This window comes from uncultured Draconibacterium sp. (assembly GCF_913063105.1).
Classification (GTDB): Bacteria; Bacteroidota; Bacteroidia; order Bacteroidales; family Prolixibacteraceae; genus Draconibacterium.
Map to the genome: position 1 here is coordinate 67,643 of NZ_CAJXYQ010000016.1, position 14,885 is coordinate 82,527.

Sequence of the window (14,885 nt, forward strand, 5' to 3'; positions counted from 1 at the left end):
CACAGGTTGTTTGTTGTTGTATTGAAATAATTCTATTTTTGCGACATGCTTTACAACAAAGTATTTCCACATAAAACATCAAAAACCTGGGTGGTTTTTGTGCACGGCGCCGGAGGAAGCAACGTTGTCTGGTTCAGACAATTACGCGATTTCAAGAAACACTTCAACGTATTACTTGTTGATTTGCGCGGTCATGGTAAATCAAAAAAAGAATATACCAAGGCAGAAATTTATGCCTTCGACGAGATTGCTCTGGATGTTTTGCGCACAATGGATCATTTAAATATTAACAAAGCACACCTTGTGGGCATATCGCTGGGTTGTATTGTTATTCGCGCAATGGATAAACTTGCACCCGGACGTGCTGAATCGATCATTCTTGGAGGTGCTGTGGTTCAGTTTAATTCTCGCATAAATGCGCTGGTTTCGGTAGCTAAACTGCTACAGTCGATTTTCCCATACATGTGGTTGTACAAAATAAATGCATGGATTTTGATTCCCTATAAAAAAGATATAGAATCGCGAAAACTATTTATAAAAGAAGCAATACGTTTGGGCGAGCGCGAGTTTAAAAAATGGCTGCGTATGTCGTCTGAAATCAGAGAGAACCTTCAGGAGTTCTTGATTAAGGAAGCATCAGCTCCGGTACTATACCTTATGGGCGACCGCGACCATATGTTTTTGCCCACCGTAGCAACACTGGTAAAAAAACATTTTAACTCGAAACTTGAAGTAATTAAAAACAGTGGCCATGTTTGCAATATCGATCAACCCGATATTTTTAATGAACGTAGCATTCAGTTTATAAAAAGTATTTCGGGTTAAACGCTCTTATTTAATCCAATTCTAAATTTCAACTCCCCGAAAATTATTTCGCAAGTTTTAAATATTTTGCGTGTCCAAAATTCAACTTTATCCTTTTTATAAAAGGCAAGGTGTGCTATAACTAAAGGCGCTTTGCCCATTTAAAACATTGGATTAAAATTGAAATTTTGGAAATATGCTTACAATTATAAAATCGCTATTACTAATCTTCCTTACTATTCTAATCCACAACGGATTAGCAAATACAAAAAAGTGCAGAATTGTATTTGAAATCGAAAATAAAATTCAACAATATTCAATTAATGACACCATTGTGGTTTGGGTTAAAGTTGAACTTGATGAAGACTTTTGCGATGATGCGGGCGATATTACCAAGGTGTTTGCTAAAGGACTAAAAATTTGTGAGCGTTCGGAGTGGAAAAGAATAACTCAAAAAAAAGTAGGGCAACAACTTACTTTAGCGGTATTAAAGGGTAAGGGAAAAAAAATGCTAACCGCCTACCGAAAAATAGGACATTACAATTGTTTTAACCAGGTTGATTTTAATTGTATGGAAAAGGAATAAGCAGCAATGAGCAAAATGGAACGAAATAGAAAAGAGTGGATTTTGAGGGGGTTGATTTATTTTACCATCGCCTTGCTGCTTGCCGACTTTATTTATAAAACCTACTACGGAATAAATTTTCAAACCCGCGAAAAATGCATTTTATATGCCCATTTGCCACGTTGGGCATTTTTACTTTACGAGTTTACCCTCGACCTGTTTATGACCGTTTTAATTGGAATTTTTGTAGGCACACTGCTACAAAAACATTTTACAAGGTACAAGCGATTTTACCCGCGCAATCAGTTTTCGGCCTTTGTTTACGCTGCAGTAATTCCGGTTTGCTCGTGCTCAGCCATTCCAATGATGGGGGCCATGCAAGGTCAATTACGCCTGCGCACCATTATTACTTTTGTGGTGGCCGCCCCTTTGCTGAACCCGTACATTGTTGCCTTGTCGTTTACTGTACTGGGCAACGAATATGCCTTTATGCGGATTATCTCATCATTACTACTGGCTGTTGGTGCAGGATATTTCGCCGAGTTGGTGGCGCCAAAAACTGCCATTGCCGATCCTGAAAAACTCCTGAGCTGCACCAGCAATACAAGTTGTGGCCTACCCGGAAAAAGTATTTATACCGAAAGCTTCCGAATATTCAAAAAGCTAATCCCCTATTTATTAATTGCAGGGGGTATCAGTTTGGCTTTCGAAATATTTCAACCGACCGAAATTCTTGAAAAGTTGCAATTAAAATCGGGCCCGTTAAGCGCTGCTGCTTTTATTTTAATTGGTATGCCCATTTATTTTTGCAACGGAGCCGATATCCTGTTTCTACAACCACTGGTAAACTACGGCGGTCTATCAATGGGTACATCAATTGCCTTTTCATTAACCTCTACCGCCATTTGTGTTTCGTCGTTTATGATGTTATTAAAATACCTGGGGAAAAAACTCACCATCCAGCTCTCGCTGTTTATAATGGCAGCCATTTTTATATTGAGTCAAATAATCGAAATAATAAAATTTTAAACCATGAGATATTTATTTTCAACCATTATCCTTTTAGTAATGTTTGTTGCCGCCCAGCAGGCACAAGCCTGCGAAATTGAATTCAGCATTGAAGGCGACAAAAAGGAAGCATATGCAGCAGGCGATGAAATTATTGTAAAGGTAGATGTAATTTTTACCCATCGCGTATGCCCCGAAGGCATTGAAAAAACCAAGTTCAAATACGAGGGAATAAAAGTATTGGGCGCCACCAAATGGAAAGAATATGCCAAAGGCAAATTTGAAAGAAAGCTAAAACTGAAAGTACTTGAAGGCCAAGACAAAGAAATGATTCTGGAAGCCATACGTACCTGCGACAAAGAAGGTGGCTACGGAAAAATTAGTTTAACCCGAAAATTGGTGAGTTAAATGGTGGTTTTAAAAAAGAAATACCTGAACAGCATTTTAGCTCCGTTCTTCCTTTTTTTTGTTGTTGCCATGGCAGCTCCGGCACTTAGTGTTGCTAATCAACAAAATCAGGATGTGTTTGAAACCTTTACCGACGATTATAATCCGAACGAGCCAAGTAGTAAATGCTCCGGCTGTTCCGATGCAGAAAGCTGCCAAACTGGCGAAGGAACAACAGCACCTCCTTGGCTAAAATATTCGCTGCTTGCGCTGTTGGCGGTTGGCGGTGCGGTTTATATTAGTAAAAAATTTAACTGGAAGCTTGCCGTTTTACTGCTGGTTTTGCTTACGCTTGGCTTTATTCCAAAACGCGAAACCTGTTCCTCTGAAAGTTGCAACGCCGATAATAAGCTTATTGCCAAAGCCGCAATTCTACCGAATACTCAAGAGGATGAATTTGCACCACTGGAACAAACGGAGAAAGAAGATGAATTTGAAACATTTTCGGATAATGATGAGTTTGAGGCATTTGATGACACCAACGAGTTTGAGGCATTTGATGAATCAACCGAATTTGAAACATTAGACGATAGTACTGTTGATGAAAACGAAACCTATTCCATTTATACCGACCGGAACTTTACCTTATCAGTTCTGGTGTTGGCATTAACCCTGTTGGCTGGAATTTTAGTGCGTTTTAAAACCACCCGGAAGCTAAAAACCATCATGCTGCTAAGCACCATGATTTACCTTGGATTTATTAATGGTGCCTGCCCCTGTATGATTTCAAGTTTCCAAAACACGGTAATGTATGTGATGGGACTCGAAGTACGCCCTGTTCATATGATTTGGTTTATAGGACTAATACCGCTCACCTACTTTTTTGGGAAAGTGTGGTGCGGATGGGTATGCCACCTGGGAGCTTTGCAGGAATTTATTTTCCGCCCCGGTGTTTTAACTATTCTTCAAAACAGAAAATCGCAAAATGTACTACGCTGGATCCGGCTTGTGGTTTTACTTATTCTTGTGGTGCAGATTATCATCACTAAAACAAATATTTTTATCCACTACGACCCATTTAAAGTTGCATTTAACCTCTTCTCGGCAAACACCTTAGGTTATGTACTTTTAGTTATTATGCTGTTGTCGTCGGTTTTAATTTACCGACCATTTTGCCGCGCTTTTTGTCCGGTTGGTCTTATTTTGGGATGGATTAACTACCTGCCCGGAGCCGCAAAATTAAACAAAACCGAATCGTGCGTTGATTGTAAAACCTGCAGCAATGCCTGCCGCCACAATGCACTAACCTACGAAAGCAAAAAAAGTTATCTCAACCACGAAGACTGTATCCTGTGTGGCGACTGTATTGATACCTGCAGGTTCACTTCGCTCGAAATTAAAGGGATTGCCAAATGAAACAATACACATTAACCATATTACTAATTTTTAACGTAACTTTTGCCCATGCCCAGTGGGAGTGCCCCAGTAAATTGGCGGCCAATCTCGACCCGGTATTTAATAGCCCCGTGCTTTTGGGCAGCGAGTTTCAACTCTCTTCAGGTGTTTTAGATGGTAACTCCATTAACACTGCCATGGCATTTGCAGGTATCGATTACTCAACTGTTAAACATTCGTTATATGCCGAAGGAGGTTTTAAAGCGTGGTGGAAATACGATTTTAACCAGGAGGTTCTTTTCGACCAGTACCGCTTTGGCTTACGCGAATTATTTTACCAGTACAATGGCGATTTAAGCCGGTTTACTGTTGGATTGCAATCCTCAACGCTCGACGACCATTACCTGTTGAACGAACGCACTGCCGGTATAAACTACATCCTCGATTTAGGCACATGGAAGCTCAATCTTTATGGTGGCACGGTTACCAAAGATTTTGCCCGAAACGGAATTTTTTGTACCACCGGTTTTATATACGATCTGCCTACCGGGCAGCGGCAAATTCTGTTAGGAAATAATTTTGGTGACAAAAATCTGGCCGGCCTTACCCTGTCGTTTCTTCCGGGTAAAGAAAAGAAGCAAAAAACAGAGCCCCTTGAATCTGGAAATGATGAGTTTGAAACCTTTGATAATGAATTTGAAACAAGCGATGAATTTGGAAACGAAAGCGACGAATTTGAATCAACCGATGATGAGTTTGGTTCCTTTTCTGAAGCCGAGCCATTTGCCACGGTAAAAAAAGACAGGGTGGTAATTGAGGATCTCGGGATAGCTGCATACACCGAGTTTGGCGACTGGATTCCGAACACCTTTTTTCATTCAGGCTTATTTGCCACTGTAAAGTTCCCCGGCGAGTTTTATTTAAAAACCGAGGCTTTGCTTCAGCTTGAAAATTCGAACAAAGGAATAATATACCTGGCCGAGCTGGAAAAAACATTTCGCTTAAAAAGTGGCAGCCGTCTTGCACTTAATGCTGCCTATTATTCGTTTTCAGAAATCGATGAGAACGCCATGGTCCTCAACTCGTACAGCAACATCCTGGCCGGAGAAGTTCTTCGGCTTGATGCCATTAATATGCCTTTGTACCTGCTCGGAGCCAAATTAAATTTCCCTGCTCAAAAAATTCACCTGAAATTTCAGCATGTGGGGCAAACCAGCTCACGCGATTTAAAAGAACTTGATTTTGAAATTGGTAAACACTTTAACCGTTTGCAAGTAAATGCAAAAGGCGGAATGGTAAACGGAGGAGAATTGGAAGAAAAAGCATTTCTAGCTCGGCTTGAAGCCCGCTTCTATTTTTAAATGAATTAACGGAGAAACCATAACAACATGCAAAACAAAAACTCACGACGTAGCTTTATTGAAACAGGAATTAAATTTGTTGCCGCCAGCTCATTACTCTGCCCGGCAATTTGTTCATGTTCTGAAGGTTTTTACGACACACTTACGATTGATGAAGCAAAATGTATAGGTTGTGGCGATTGCGACGATGTTTGTAACTACAGCGCCATTCTGATGAGTGGAGTTTCCAGTTATTCGATAAACGTTACAGAGTGCACGCTTTGCAACTGGTGTGTGGATGTGTGCGACGACAATGCCATTCGAATGCCTGAAAAAAGTTACCTGATAAATGCAAGTGCCTGCACCGGTTGTAACGATTGTATTCCGTCGTGCAACTACAATGCCCTAAAAATTGCATCAAACAGCTATGCTATTAAATCGGGGTGCGTAGGTTGCGGCGACTGTATAACGGTTTGCAATAACGAGGGTAAGGCCATTGAATACGAAAAAGAAAATTATACAGTATCCAGCGGAAAATGCCGTGGTTGCGTACAACGTTGTTCCGGCGCTTGCAAATACGGAGCCATTACCGAAGTTAACGGAAGGGCATCTATTGATAAAGATAAATGCACCAAATGTGGCGATTGCTTAAAAGCCTGCCCCCACAATGCCATTAATAATGCTTACGTAGAAATAGACCAGGAGAAATGCACCCATTGTGGCGAATGCTATGATGCCTGCACACACGATCAGATTGAAAAATCAGGCAACTCTGATATCGATAAATCCTATATTGAAAAACTATCGTGCACCAATTGTGGCGAGTGCATTGATTCGTGCCCCGAAGACGCCATTTATATGCAGCAGACAGGTGAGTATGCTCCTGAAATATTAACAGAAAACTGTACGGCTTGTGGAAATTGCTTTACCGCTTGTTCGGAGCAGAATGCCATTAGCAGGGAAACTGCCTCTGCCCAAATAAACCAAACTACTTGTATGAAGTGTAACAAGTGTATGGATGTATGTAATTACGATGCCGTAATTAGCGGATAAAAAAAGTCTCTTCCTGTTTAAACAAGAAGAGACTATTATTCTAAAAATTATTCAAACTTCTATTTCCGATTAATGTTGGCGGTATTCGGCAATAATCTTTTTCACATCGGTTGGAGCCACTCGTCCGAATACTTTTTCGCCAACGGTAACCACCGGTGCCAAACCGCAGGCACCTACACAACGCAGGCAGTTTATCGAAAATTTTCCGTCTTCGGTAGATTCCCCAACCTCTACTTTTAGCTGGCGTTTAAATTCGTTTAATACCTGTTCGGCACCCCGCACGTAACATGCTGTTCCCATACAAATTGAAATGGGATTTTCGCCCTGCGGAATCATGGTAAAAAAGCTGTAGAACGTTACAACTCCGTATACCTTTGCTACCGAACAGTTTAGCCCTTTAGCAATTACCTCCTGCACCTCGGCGGGTAGGTAACCCAATTTTCCCTGTACTTTATGAAGTACATTTATCAGTTCACTTTCTTTATTCTCAAACTCTGCACAAATATCGAGAATGAGTTGTATGGTATTTTCTGCTAATTTAATTTTTGGCATTTTCTTACATTTTAAAAATTAAGCATTCAAAAATTCTCGCATTAATGCAATTAAGTTCTATCAAAATATTTGGTATGTAGCAAATGATGCGCTTTATCGCTCATTGGTTCTCCCAGGAACTTTTCATACAATTCAATAATGTAAGGATTCTCGTGCGATTTTCGGATGGTTTTATTTTTATCTTCCTGATAAATTGCCTTTTGGCGTTTTTTCAGGATATTGACATCACCGTGATGGTAAGGCTGGCCCCCACCCCCAATACAACCGCCGGGGCAACTCATAATTTCGATGGCATGAAATTCGCTTTTACCGGCCTGAATGTCTTCAAGCAACTTTCGTGCATTTCCAAGACCGTGGGCAATTCCAATTTTTATTGGTAAACCGTCAAAATCGATGGTTGCCTGCCGTATGCCTTCCATTCCGCGCAACTCATCAAAATCAACGCGTGGCAGTTCTTTTTTGGTATGCACCTCGTAGGCCGTACGCACTGCCGCTTCAATAACTCCCCCGGTTGTTCCAAAAATTACTGCCGCACCGGTTGATTCTCCCATCGGATTATCAAACTCTTCGTTTGGCAATGCATTAAAATCAATATTCGATAACTTAATTAATGCTGCCAGCTCGCGGGTGGTAATGGCATGGTCAACATCCGGGTTGTCGTTCACTTTAAACTCATCGCGGCCACACTCGTACTTTTTAGCCACACAAGGCATAATGGAAACCACTACCAGGTCTTCGCGCTTAACATTCATTTGCCCGGCAAAATAAGTTTTGGCAATAGCACCAAACATTTGCTGTGGCGAGCGTGCTGTTGAAGGGATATCCTTCATTTCAGGAAACTGGTGTTCAAAGAATTTAACCCAGGCCGGACAACATGAAGTTAAAATCGGAAGTTTTACATCTTTGTCGCCTGCCAGGTGTTTACCCAGTCGGTTGAGCAGCTCGGTGCCTTCCTCCATAATGGTAAGGTCGGCAGCAAAATCGGTATCAAAAACGCGGTCGAAACCCAAACGGCGCAAAGCTGCCACCAGTTTACCGGTAACCAGACTTCCGGCTTCCATTCCAAACTCTTCGCCCAGTGCAGCACGTACTGCAGGAGCTGTTTGTACAATTACAGTTTTTGTGGGATCTGAAAGCGCACGTATCACTTTTCCGGTTTCGTCAACTTCGGTTAATGCTCCGGTTGGGCAAACTGCTACACATTGCCCGCAGTAAGTACAAACCGAGTGATCGAGGTTCATTTCGAAAGCCGGTGAAACCACCGATTCGAAACCCCGGTTTATGGCAGACAAAACGCCCACTGTTTGCACTTCGTTACACATGGTTTCGCAACGGCGACACATGATGCATTTATCTACTTCCCGAATAATTGCCGGTGAAGTATCTTCGCGATAGGTTGATTGTTCGCCTTTGTAATGAATTTCGCGAATTCCAAGGTTGTGGGCCATGTCCTGCAGGTCGCAATTTCCTGACTTGGCGCAAATTAAACAATCAAACGGATGATCAGAAAGAATTAGTTCCATCACTGTTCGGCGAGCGTTAATCACACGCATTGAGTGGGTATTCACATTCATCCCTTCGTTTACTTCGGTGCAGCAGGCTGGTGCCAGGTTTCTTCGTCCGTCAACCTCAACCACACAAATCCTGCAACCACCGGGTTTGTTTTCAATATTCAGGTCGTCGAGTTTCATATGACACAGGGTTGGAATATGCAAGCCAACACCCGATGCTGCTTCAAGAATTGTGGTACCTTTTTTTACCACAACGGGTTTATTATCTATTTTTAGATTTACTGTATCCATAATTTTCGGTTTTCTGATTAGGTTAAGGTTATTGCATGAAATTTACATTTCTCGTAGCACACGCCACATTTTATACACAAGGTTTGATCGATAAAATGTGGAGCACGACGCTCGCCGGAGATTGCACCTACCGGGCAATTACGGAAACAGAGCGTACATCCTGTGCACAAATCTTCAACAATATCGTAACGCAACAACGATTTACACTGTCCGGCCGGACAGGTGCCCTCGGCAACATGCGCCATGTATTCGTTTTCAAAATTGTTTATGGTTGAAAGTACGGGGTTGGGCGATGTTTGCCCCAAACCACACAGTGCTGTATCTTTTATCACCACGCTTAATTCTTTCAGCCTTTCAATGTCCTGCTCTTCGCCTTTTCCTTCAGTAATTTTATCCAGTAACTCGTGAAGGCGCTTATTTCCAACACGACACGGTGTACATTTCCCGCACGATTCTTCAAGGGTAAAGTCAAGATAGAATTTTGCAATCGATACCATACAGTCGTTTTCATCCATAACAATCATCCCACCAGAGCCCATCATCGATCCGGCCGATAGCAGGTTGTCGTAGTCGATTGGAATATCAAGAAAATCTTTGGTTAAGCAACCACCCGATGGACCACCGGTTTGCACAGCTTTAAATTCTTTTCCATCTTTAATTCCTCCGCCAATATCGTAAATTACTTCGCGCAAGGTTGTTCCCATGGGTACTTCAATTAAACCAACATTATTGATTTTTCCGGCCAGGGCAAATACCTTTGTTCCTTTTGATTTTTCGGTACCAATGCTGCTAAACCAGGCGGCACCTTTATTAATTATTACCGGAATATTGGCAAAAGTTTCAACGTTGTTTACGTTGGTTGGTTTTCCCATGTAGCCTGAAACAGAGGGGAACGGTGGTTTAAAAGTTGGTTCGCCTCGCAAGCCTTCCATCGAATGAATCAGGGCTGTTTCCTCGCCACAAACAAATGCTCCGGCACCGTAACGTAATTCAATATCAAAATTAAAACCGCTTCCCATTATATCATTGCCAATTAAGCCGTATTCCCGGGCCTGTCCTATGGCAATTTTTAATCGTTCAATCGCCAGTGGGTATTCTGCCCGGATGTAAATCAACCCTTTGTCGGCCCCAATGCAGTAACCACAAATGGCCATTGCTTCAAGCACCGAGTGCGGGTCGCCTTCCAGAATCGAGCGGTCCATAAAAGCTCCGGGATCACCTTCGTCGGCATTACAAACTACATATTTTTGTTCGTCCTCAACATTTTTGGTTATTTCCCATTTAAGGCCGGTTGGGAATCCGCCACCACCCCGACCACGCAGGCCTGAGTCTTTTACTTCTTTTATAACCTCATCGGGTGTTTTTTCGGTTAGGCATGTTCCTAGCGCCTGATAGCCATCGCGGGCGATGTATTCGTCGATATTCTCAGGATTGATAAATCCACAATTTTTTAAGGCAATTCGGATTTGCTTTTTGTAGAAATCCATGCCTTTTGAATCGCTGATAATTTCAGCGTTATTGGGATCGGTGTACAACAGGCGTTTTACAGGTCTTCCTTTAACAATGTGTTCTTCAACAATTTCAACCACGTCGGATGGCGAAACCTGAACGTAAAAAGTATTGTCGGGTAATACTTTAATAATGGGGCCTTTTTCGCAAAAACCAAAACAACCGGTCAGCACCACCTGCACTTCGTCTTCCAGGCCAAGATCTTGTATCAGTTTATTTAAGCGATTTTTAATCTCGTCGCTTTCAGATGCTTTACACCCCGTTCCGCCGCAGATTAAAAGATGCATTTTGTAGTCAGTCATAGTCTAAGGTTTTAAGTGTTTTAATCGTCAATGGTTTTAAAGCTAACCGGAATTATTCCATCAACCAGCTCTCCACGTTTAATATATAAATCAATAATTTCGCGGGCTTTCTCCTTTTTAACATGGCCAAAAACCACAGATTCTTTGCCCGGAAGCGTTACTTCAACGGTTGGCTCGGCATAACAATAACCCATGCAGCCGGTTTGTGTAACCACGGCATCAATGGCTTCCTGTTCCAGTTCTTCAACAAAAAATTTCATGGTTTCTTTTGCACCCGATGCAATACCACAAGTAGCCATGCCCACTTTAACCTGCACCACCTCATCCGGGTTAACACTGTTTTCCCTGAGTTTAATTTTCGACTGTGCTTCTTCTTTCATCTTCCGAAGATCAGCCAATGATTTAATTTTTGTCATATCGCTCTTTTGTTTATGTTATTTTATTGCTTTAATATCCTCTAAGTTTGATTTTATTAATTCCAGAATTCCGTGTCTGATTTCTTTTTGCTGAAACGACACATCTCCAAGCACTTCACGCAACTCATCCGAACTCAAACTAAATTCTCCCAGGCTTGTTTTGTGCAGGTAAACCAGGTTTCCTTTTTTATAACTCAGCAGTAAGAGGTATAAAGTTTCCCAAATATCACCCAAAGGTGGCCTGTCGATATTCGACAGTTTAAAAGTAGCTGTTAACCGGGTGCCCGAGTTAAGTTCCGATGCCAGCGAAAAGCTACCTCCTGATGCTTCTGCATTTTGTTTTAACAGTGGAAGTCCCAAACCAACTTTTCGTGTTGTTCGCGATGTAAAGAACGGGTTTACGGCTTTGACCAGCGTTTCCTTATCCATTCCACAGCCGTTATCATTAATAATCAGACAACAAAGGTCATTTATTTTATCCTCCTCAACTATGATTTCAATCAACGTGGCATTTGCGCTAATCGAGTTTTGCACGATATCCAGAATATGTTCCGACAATGTTCTCATAGTAGCTCTACAAATCTCCCATCTTGCTGATTCAGTGCCATTTTCACCTCAGAAAAACTTAATTCACTAAGATTAAAAACAGAAAAAGCCGAGCCAATCTGTTCTAAAAAGTGCGCATCTGAATTATAAATTAACGAAATTTTATTTTCTAAAACATAATGTTTTCGAACATGCTTTTCAGTGGTTTTACCTGTTATTCCCATTGCGTCAAATTCCAGGTTTTTAGGTATAAATCCGAGGTGACTGAATAAGCCGTTCATGGGCCGGTTAACATGGGCCGGGATAAAAATACCACCCAGTTCGTGCACGTACCTCTGCACTGAGCTTATTCCCTTTTTTAAGGCGGAAGTCAGGTAGTACGGAACAAGTTCAATTACGTTTTCTTCAGCATCAACCACGGGCTGGTAGCCAAAATGTCCGTCTGGATTCGGAATTCGGGAAATATTTTCTTCGAGGTATTGCTGAAAGTTGTCTAAGGCCTGATCGTTATCAAAAAAGACCAGACAGTGCACTTCTTCTTTTGTTGTAACCTCGGCTCCGGTTAAAACCAGTATTCCTGATTTTTGAGCCAGGTTGCGAATAACTTTTGCATTACGTGTTGAGTTATGATCGGTTATGCCAATAATATGCAAGCCTGCCTTTTGGGCCTGCTCCACAATTTGCTGTGGTGTCATTTCCAAATCGGCACAGGGCGAAAGTACGGTATGAATATGTAGGTCGGCCCTGAATTTTTGCACGCTGCTAAGTTATTGTTATGAATAAATTTCCGGCCATTTCAAAGGTTGCCTTATCGGTTCCCAAAACAGGTATACCCTCTTCGTTACTGTGTGCCACAGTGTCTTCATCGGGTTCAAAACCTTTTACCAGAATAACGGCAGCCAACTCTTTAAGTGAGGCTATTGCCATTACATTCTGGTGGGTTTGCAGGGTAATCCACACTTGTCCTTCGTTGGCATTTCCCATTACATCGCTTAGCAAATCAGAAACGTACCCTCCTGTAATCTCATTCTCGAGACCTGTTTTACCGGAAAATACTTTTAATCCAAATTTATCTACCAGTTCAGAAACCTTCATTTCTTCCTCCTTTTTTATTACAGTCTGCATCAAAACGATTTTTTCCCCAGGCTTTTTCCAGGTTTTTTGTCGCTTTTTCTATGGTAATTTTTTTCTCGTTCAAATAACGGTTTTGCAGAAAAATACAATCGGTCATTTTTGCTTTTCCCTGCACCATGTCTTCCGCCAATGCGTGGCAATTGGGAGCTCCGCAGCCACCACAATCAATACCCGGCAGCTGACATAAAATCCGATCGGCTTTTTGCATTTTTTCCAAGGCTTTCAGGCGGTTGGTATCGAGCGCAAATACATAGTTGGGTTCAATGGGTGCGGCCTTTATTTTTTCCATAAACTCCGTACTCAATTTTTCCGAACTCAACTCGCTTGCTTTCGGATATCTCTTCGATCGTTTTTGCAAACGTTCAACAGTCAGAAAACGATTTCCAGTTAACAAAATTCCTCCGGCACAGCCCTGATGACAGGACTTTAATTCCAAAAAATCGATTACCGGAACTTCGTCGTTCTCCATGCGTTCCAGTATTTTTACTACATTATGAATACCGTCAACTGCCATTGAGTGGCGCTTAAAATGCCTGGCTTCTCCGCGGGGTAAACTCCATACAATACCGTCAAGTGTTAAGTTTTCTCGTAATGCCGAAGTATCGCTTTTTTCCTCTTTCTCAATTACTCGTAACACCTGGTTGTACAAATCATTCATGTTGATCAGGCCATCAACCACCGATTCTTTTTCGCCCAGCGGACGTTTAACGGCTGCCATTTTTGCCGAACAGGGCGAGATGTAAAAGATACCAATCTCGTTGCGTTTAATGCCTTGCCGGGTAAGTTTTTCAATGGCATAATGGGCGGCCAAATCGTGAGGTGCTTTTAAGGGTACAATATTTTCAACCAACGAAGGATAGCGCGATTGAATTAGTCGAACAATGGCCGGACAAAAGGAAGAAATTAATGGTTTGTGTGTTGCTTTGGCCACTTCCTCTTTAATTTTTTCAATCAGTATCGAAATAGGCTGTTCAACCTCAAAAATATGGGTAAACCCAAGTTTCAGCAGAGCTTCATAAATTTTTCCTTCAGAATAAATATCCGGAAACTGGCCAATCATTACCGAGGGAAACAAAGCCACCCTGTACTTGTAATTTTGTAATTGTTCAAGATTATCATGATTTACATAAAAAGCATCTACTGGGCATGCCCGCAAACAGTTTCCGCAATCAACACAACGATCGGCATTAATAGCAGCAACACCACCTTTTATTCGAATGGCTTCTGTTGGGCACGCTTTCATGCAATGGGTGCAGCCCATACATTTCTTCGTATCCACTTTTATAGCATGATATTTCTCAACAATCTTCATGGGCTAAAAATTATTTCTGAAAGTTAAAGTTGTTCCTTTCCCCACCTCGCTTTCAATCTGAAACTCGTCGGTGTTTTTTTTAATATTCGGCAATCCCATTCCGGCACCAAAACCCATATTCCGCACAGCTTTTGAAGCTGTGGAAAAGCCTTCCTGCATGGCTTTTTTTATGTCTTCAATTCCCGGCCCTTCGTCTTTAACCACCACGCTTATACCCGATTCATCAATTTCAGCTAGCAATTTTCCTCCAACCGAGTGGGCCACAATATTAACTTCGGCCTCGTATATAGCCACAACAATCCGTTTAATCACCTTTGGTTCAACCTGTAATTGTTTCAGCATTTTTTTTATTTGGCTCGATGCTTTACCGGCCATACCAAAATCGCCACTCGCTATGTCAAATTCTAATTTCATTAATAAACCGGTTCCAATCCGTTTTCGTACAATACTCCACTCGATCGGTAAATCGAGAAGGGAGTTTCAAGCAATACAAGACCAATTTCGTTGGCCAGCTCAATCATTTCCGGGCTTGCTTTTTTATTTCGGGCCAGTAAAACCACCTCAATGTCGGCCATTTCTGCGGTTCGTACCAGCTGCACATTTGCCAAACCTGTAATTAGTAAAATATGCTCGGTATCGAGTGTTAAAACATCGCTCATTAAATCAGAGCTAAAAGCTTTCTGCAAATCATGGTCGGTTTTGGTATCGCCGGCCACCACATTTGCCTGGGTCAAATCTATAATATCAGTTAATCTCACCT

General features: G+C 41.8%; 17 protein-coding genes. 7 read left to right on the plus strand and 10 right to left on the minus strand.

The window, feature by feature from the left end; genetic code table 11:
* Positions 1 to 45 precede the first annotated feature (45 nt).
* The 7 genes from QZ574_RS14855 (at position 46) to QZ574_RS14885 (ending at position 6,552) form a co-directional block, all read left to right on the plus strand.
* Entirely contained in the window at positions 46 to 825 is a 780-nt protein-coding gene (locus QZ574_RS14855; RefSeq protein WP_297090910.1) for an alpha/beta hydrolase, read from the plus strand.
* Positions 826 to 1,000: 175 nt separating this feature from the next.
* Positions 1,001 to 1,390 carry a hypothetical protein gene (locus tag QZ574_RS14860; RefSeq protein ID WP_297090912.1) on the plus strand — a complete coding sequence of 130 codons (390 nt, stop codon included), beginning with the start codon at positions 1,001 to 1,003 and terminating at the stop codon, positions 1,388 to 1,390.
* Between the two features lie 15 nt (positions 1,391 to 1,405).
* Positions 1,406 to 2,398: a permease gene (locus tag QZ574_RS14865; protein WP_297090914.1), complete on the plus strand. Its 993-nt coding sequence runs from the start codon at positions 1,406 to 1,408 to the stop codon at positions 2,396 to 2,398.
* 3 nt (positions 2,399 to 2,401) lie between these two features.
* A complete protein-coding gene (locus QZ574_RS14870) occupies positions 2,402 to 2,785 on the plus strand; it encodes a hypothetical protein (protein WP_297090916.1) in 384 nt (127 codons plus the stop codon).
* Complete coding sequence (locus tag QZ574_RS14875; RefSeq protein ID WP_297090918.1) at positions 2,786 to 4,180, plus strand: 4Fe-4S binding protein; 1,395 nt, start codon at positions 2,786 to 2,788, stop codon at positions 4,178 to 4,180.
* Positions 4,177 to 5,520, plus strand: coding sequence for a hypothetical protein (locus QZ574_RS14880; RefSeq protein WP_297090920.1), 1,344 nt, complete (start codon positions 4,177 to 4,179; stop codon positions 5,518 to 5,520). The genes QZ574_RS14875 and QZ574_RS14880 overlap by 4 nt, the downstream gene beginning before the upstream one ends.
* Before the next feature lie 27 nt (positions 5,521 to 5,547).
* A complete protein-coding gene (locus tag QZ574_RS14885) occupies positions 5,548 to 6,552 on the plus strand; it encodes a 4Fe-4S binding protein (protein WP_297090922.1) in 1,005 nt (334 codons plus the stop codon).
* A 69-nt stretch (positions 6,553 to 6,621) separates the two neighbouring features.
* Here QZ574_RS14885 and QZ574_RS14890 read toward each other — a convergent pair whose 3' ends face one another.
* The 10 genes from QZ574_RS14890 to QZ574_RS14935 are packed head-to-tail and all read right to left on the minus strand — an operon-like array spanning position 6,622 to position 14,883.
* Positions 6,622 to 7,104, minus strand: coding sequence for an NAD(P)H-dependent oxidoreductase subunit E (locus QZ574_RS14890; protein ID WP_297090925.1), 483 nt, complete (start codon positions 7,102 to 7,104; stop codon positions 6,622 to 6,624).
* A gap of 50 nt (positions 7,105 to 7,154) precedes the next feature.
* Entirely contained in the window at positions 7,155 to 8,906 is a 1,752-nt protein-coding gene (locus tag QZ574_RS14895) for an NADH-dependent [FeFe] hydrogenase, group A6 (protein ID WP_297090927.1), read from the minus strand.
* A gap of 17 nt (positions 8,907 to 8,923) precedes the next feature.
* Positions 8,924 to 10,717 carry an NADH-quinone oxidoreductase subunit NuoF gene (locus QZ574_RS14900; RefSeq protein WP_297090929.1) on the minus strand — a complete coding sequence of 598 codons (1,794 nt, stop codon included), beginning with the start codon at positions 10,715 to 10,717 and terminating at the stop codon, positions 8,924 to 8,926.
* Between the two features lie 20 nt (positions 10,718 to 10,737).
* Complete coding sequence (locus QZ574_RS14905; protein WP_297090932.1) at positions 10,738 to 11,133, minus strand: (2Fe-2S) ferredoxin domain-containing protein; 396 nt, start codon at positions 11,131 to 11,133, stop codon at positions 10,738 to 10,740.
* 18 nt (positions 11,134 to 11,151) lie between these two features.
* The gene (locus QZ574_RS14910) at positions 11,152 to 11,700 is read right to left on the minus strand and encodes an ATP-binding protein (protein ID WP_297090934.1); all 549 of its coding nucleotides are present in this window, start codon (positions 11,698 to 11,700) and stop codon (positions 11,152 to 11,154) included.
* Positions 11,697 to 12,437, minus strand: a complete 741-nt coding sequence (locus QZ574_RS14915; RefSeq protein ID WP_297090936.1) for a PHP domain-containing protein — start codon at positions 12,435 to 12,437, stop codon at positions 11,697 to 11,699. Before QZ574_RS14915 ends, QZ574_RS14910 begins: the two co-directional genes overlap by 4 nt.
* Positions 12,438 to 12,441: 4 nt before the next feature.
* A complete protein-coding gene (locus QZ574_RS14920) occupies positions 12,442 to 12,804 on the minus strand; it encodes a DRTGG domain-containing protein (RefSeq protein WP_297090938.1) in 363 nt (120 codons plus the stop codon).
* The gene (locus QZ574_RS14925) at positions 12,761 to 14,125 is read right to left on the minus strand and encodes a [Fe-Fe] hydrogenase large subunit C-terminal domain-containing protein (RefSeq protein WP_297090940.1); all 1,365 of its coding nucleotides are present in this window, start codon (positions 14,123 to 14,125) and stop codon (positions 12,761 to 12,763) included. Before QZ574_RS14925 ends, QZ574_RS14920 begins: the two co-directional genes overlap by 44 nt.
* 3 nt (positions 14,126 to 14,128) lie before the next feature.
* Positions 14,129 to 14,539: an ATP-binding protein gene (locus QZ574_RS14930; protein WP_297090942.1), complete on the minus strand. Its 411-nt coding sequence runs from the start codon at positions 14,537 to 14,539 to the stop codon at positions 14,129 to 14,131.
* On the minus strand, positions 14,539 to 14,883 hold the full coding sequence (locus tag QZ574_RS14935; protein ID WP_297090944.1) for a hypothetical protein: 345 nt from the start codon (positions 14,881 to 14,883) through the stop codon (positions 14,539 to 14,541). The genes QZ574_RS14930 and QZ574_RS14935 overlap by 1 nt, the downstream gene beginning before the upstream one ends.
* Between the last annotated feature and the right edge of the window lie 2 nt (positions 14,884 to 14,885).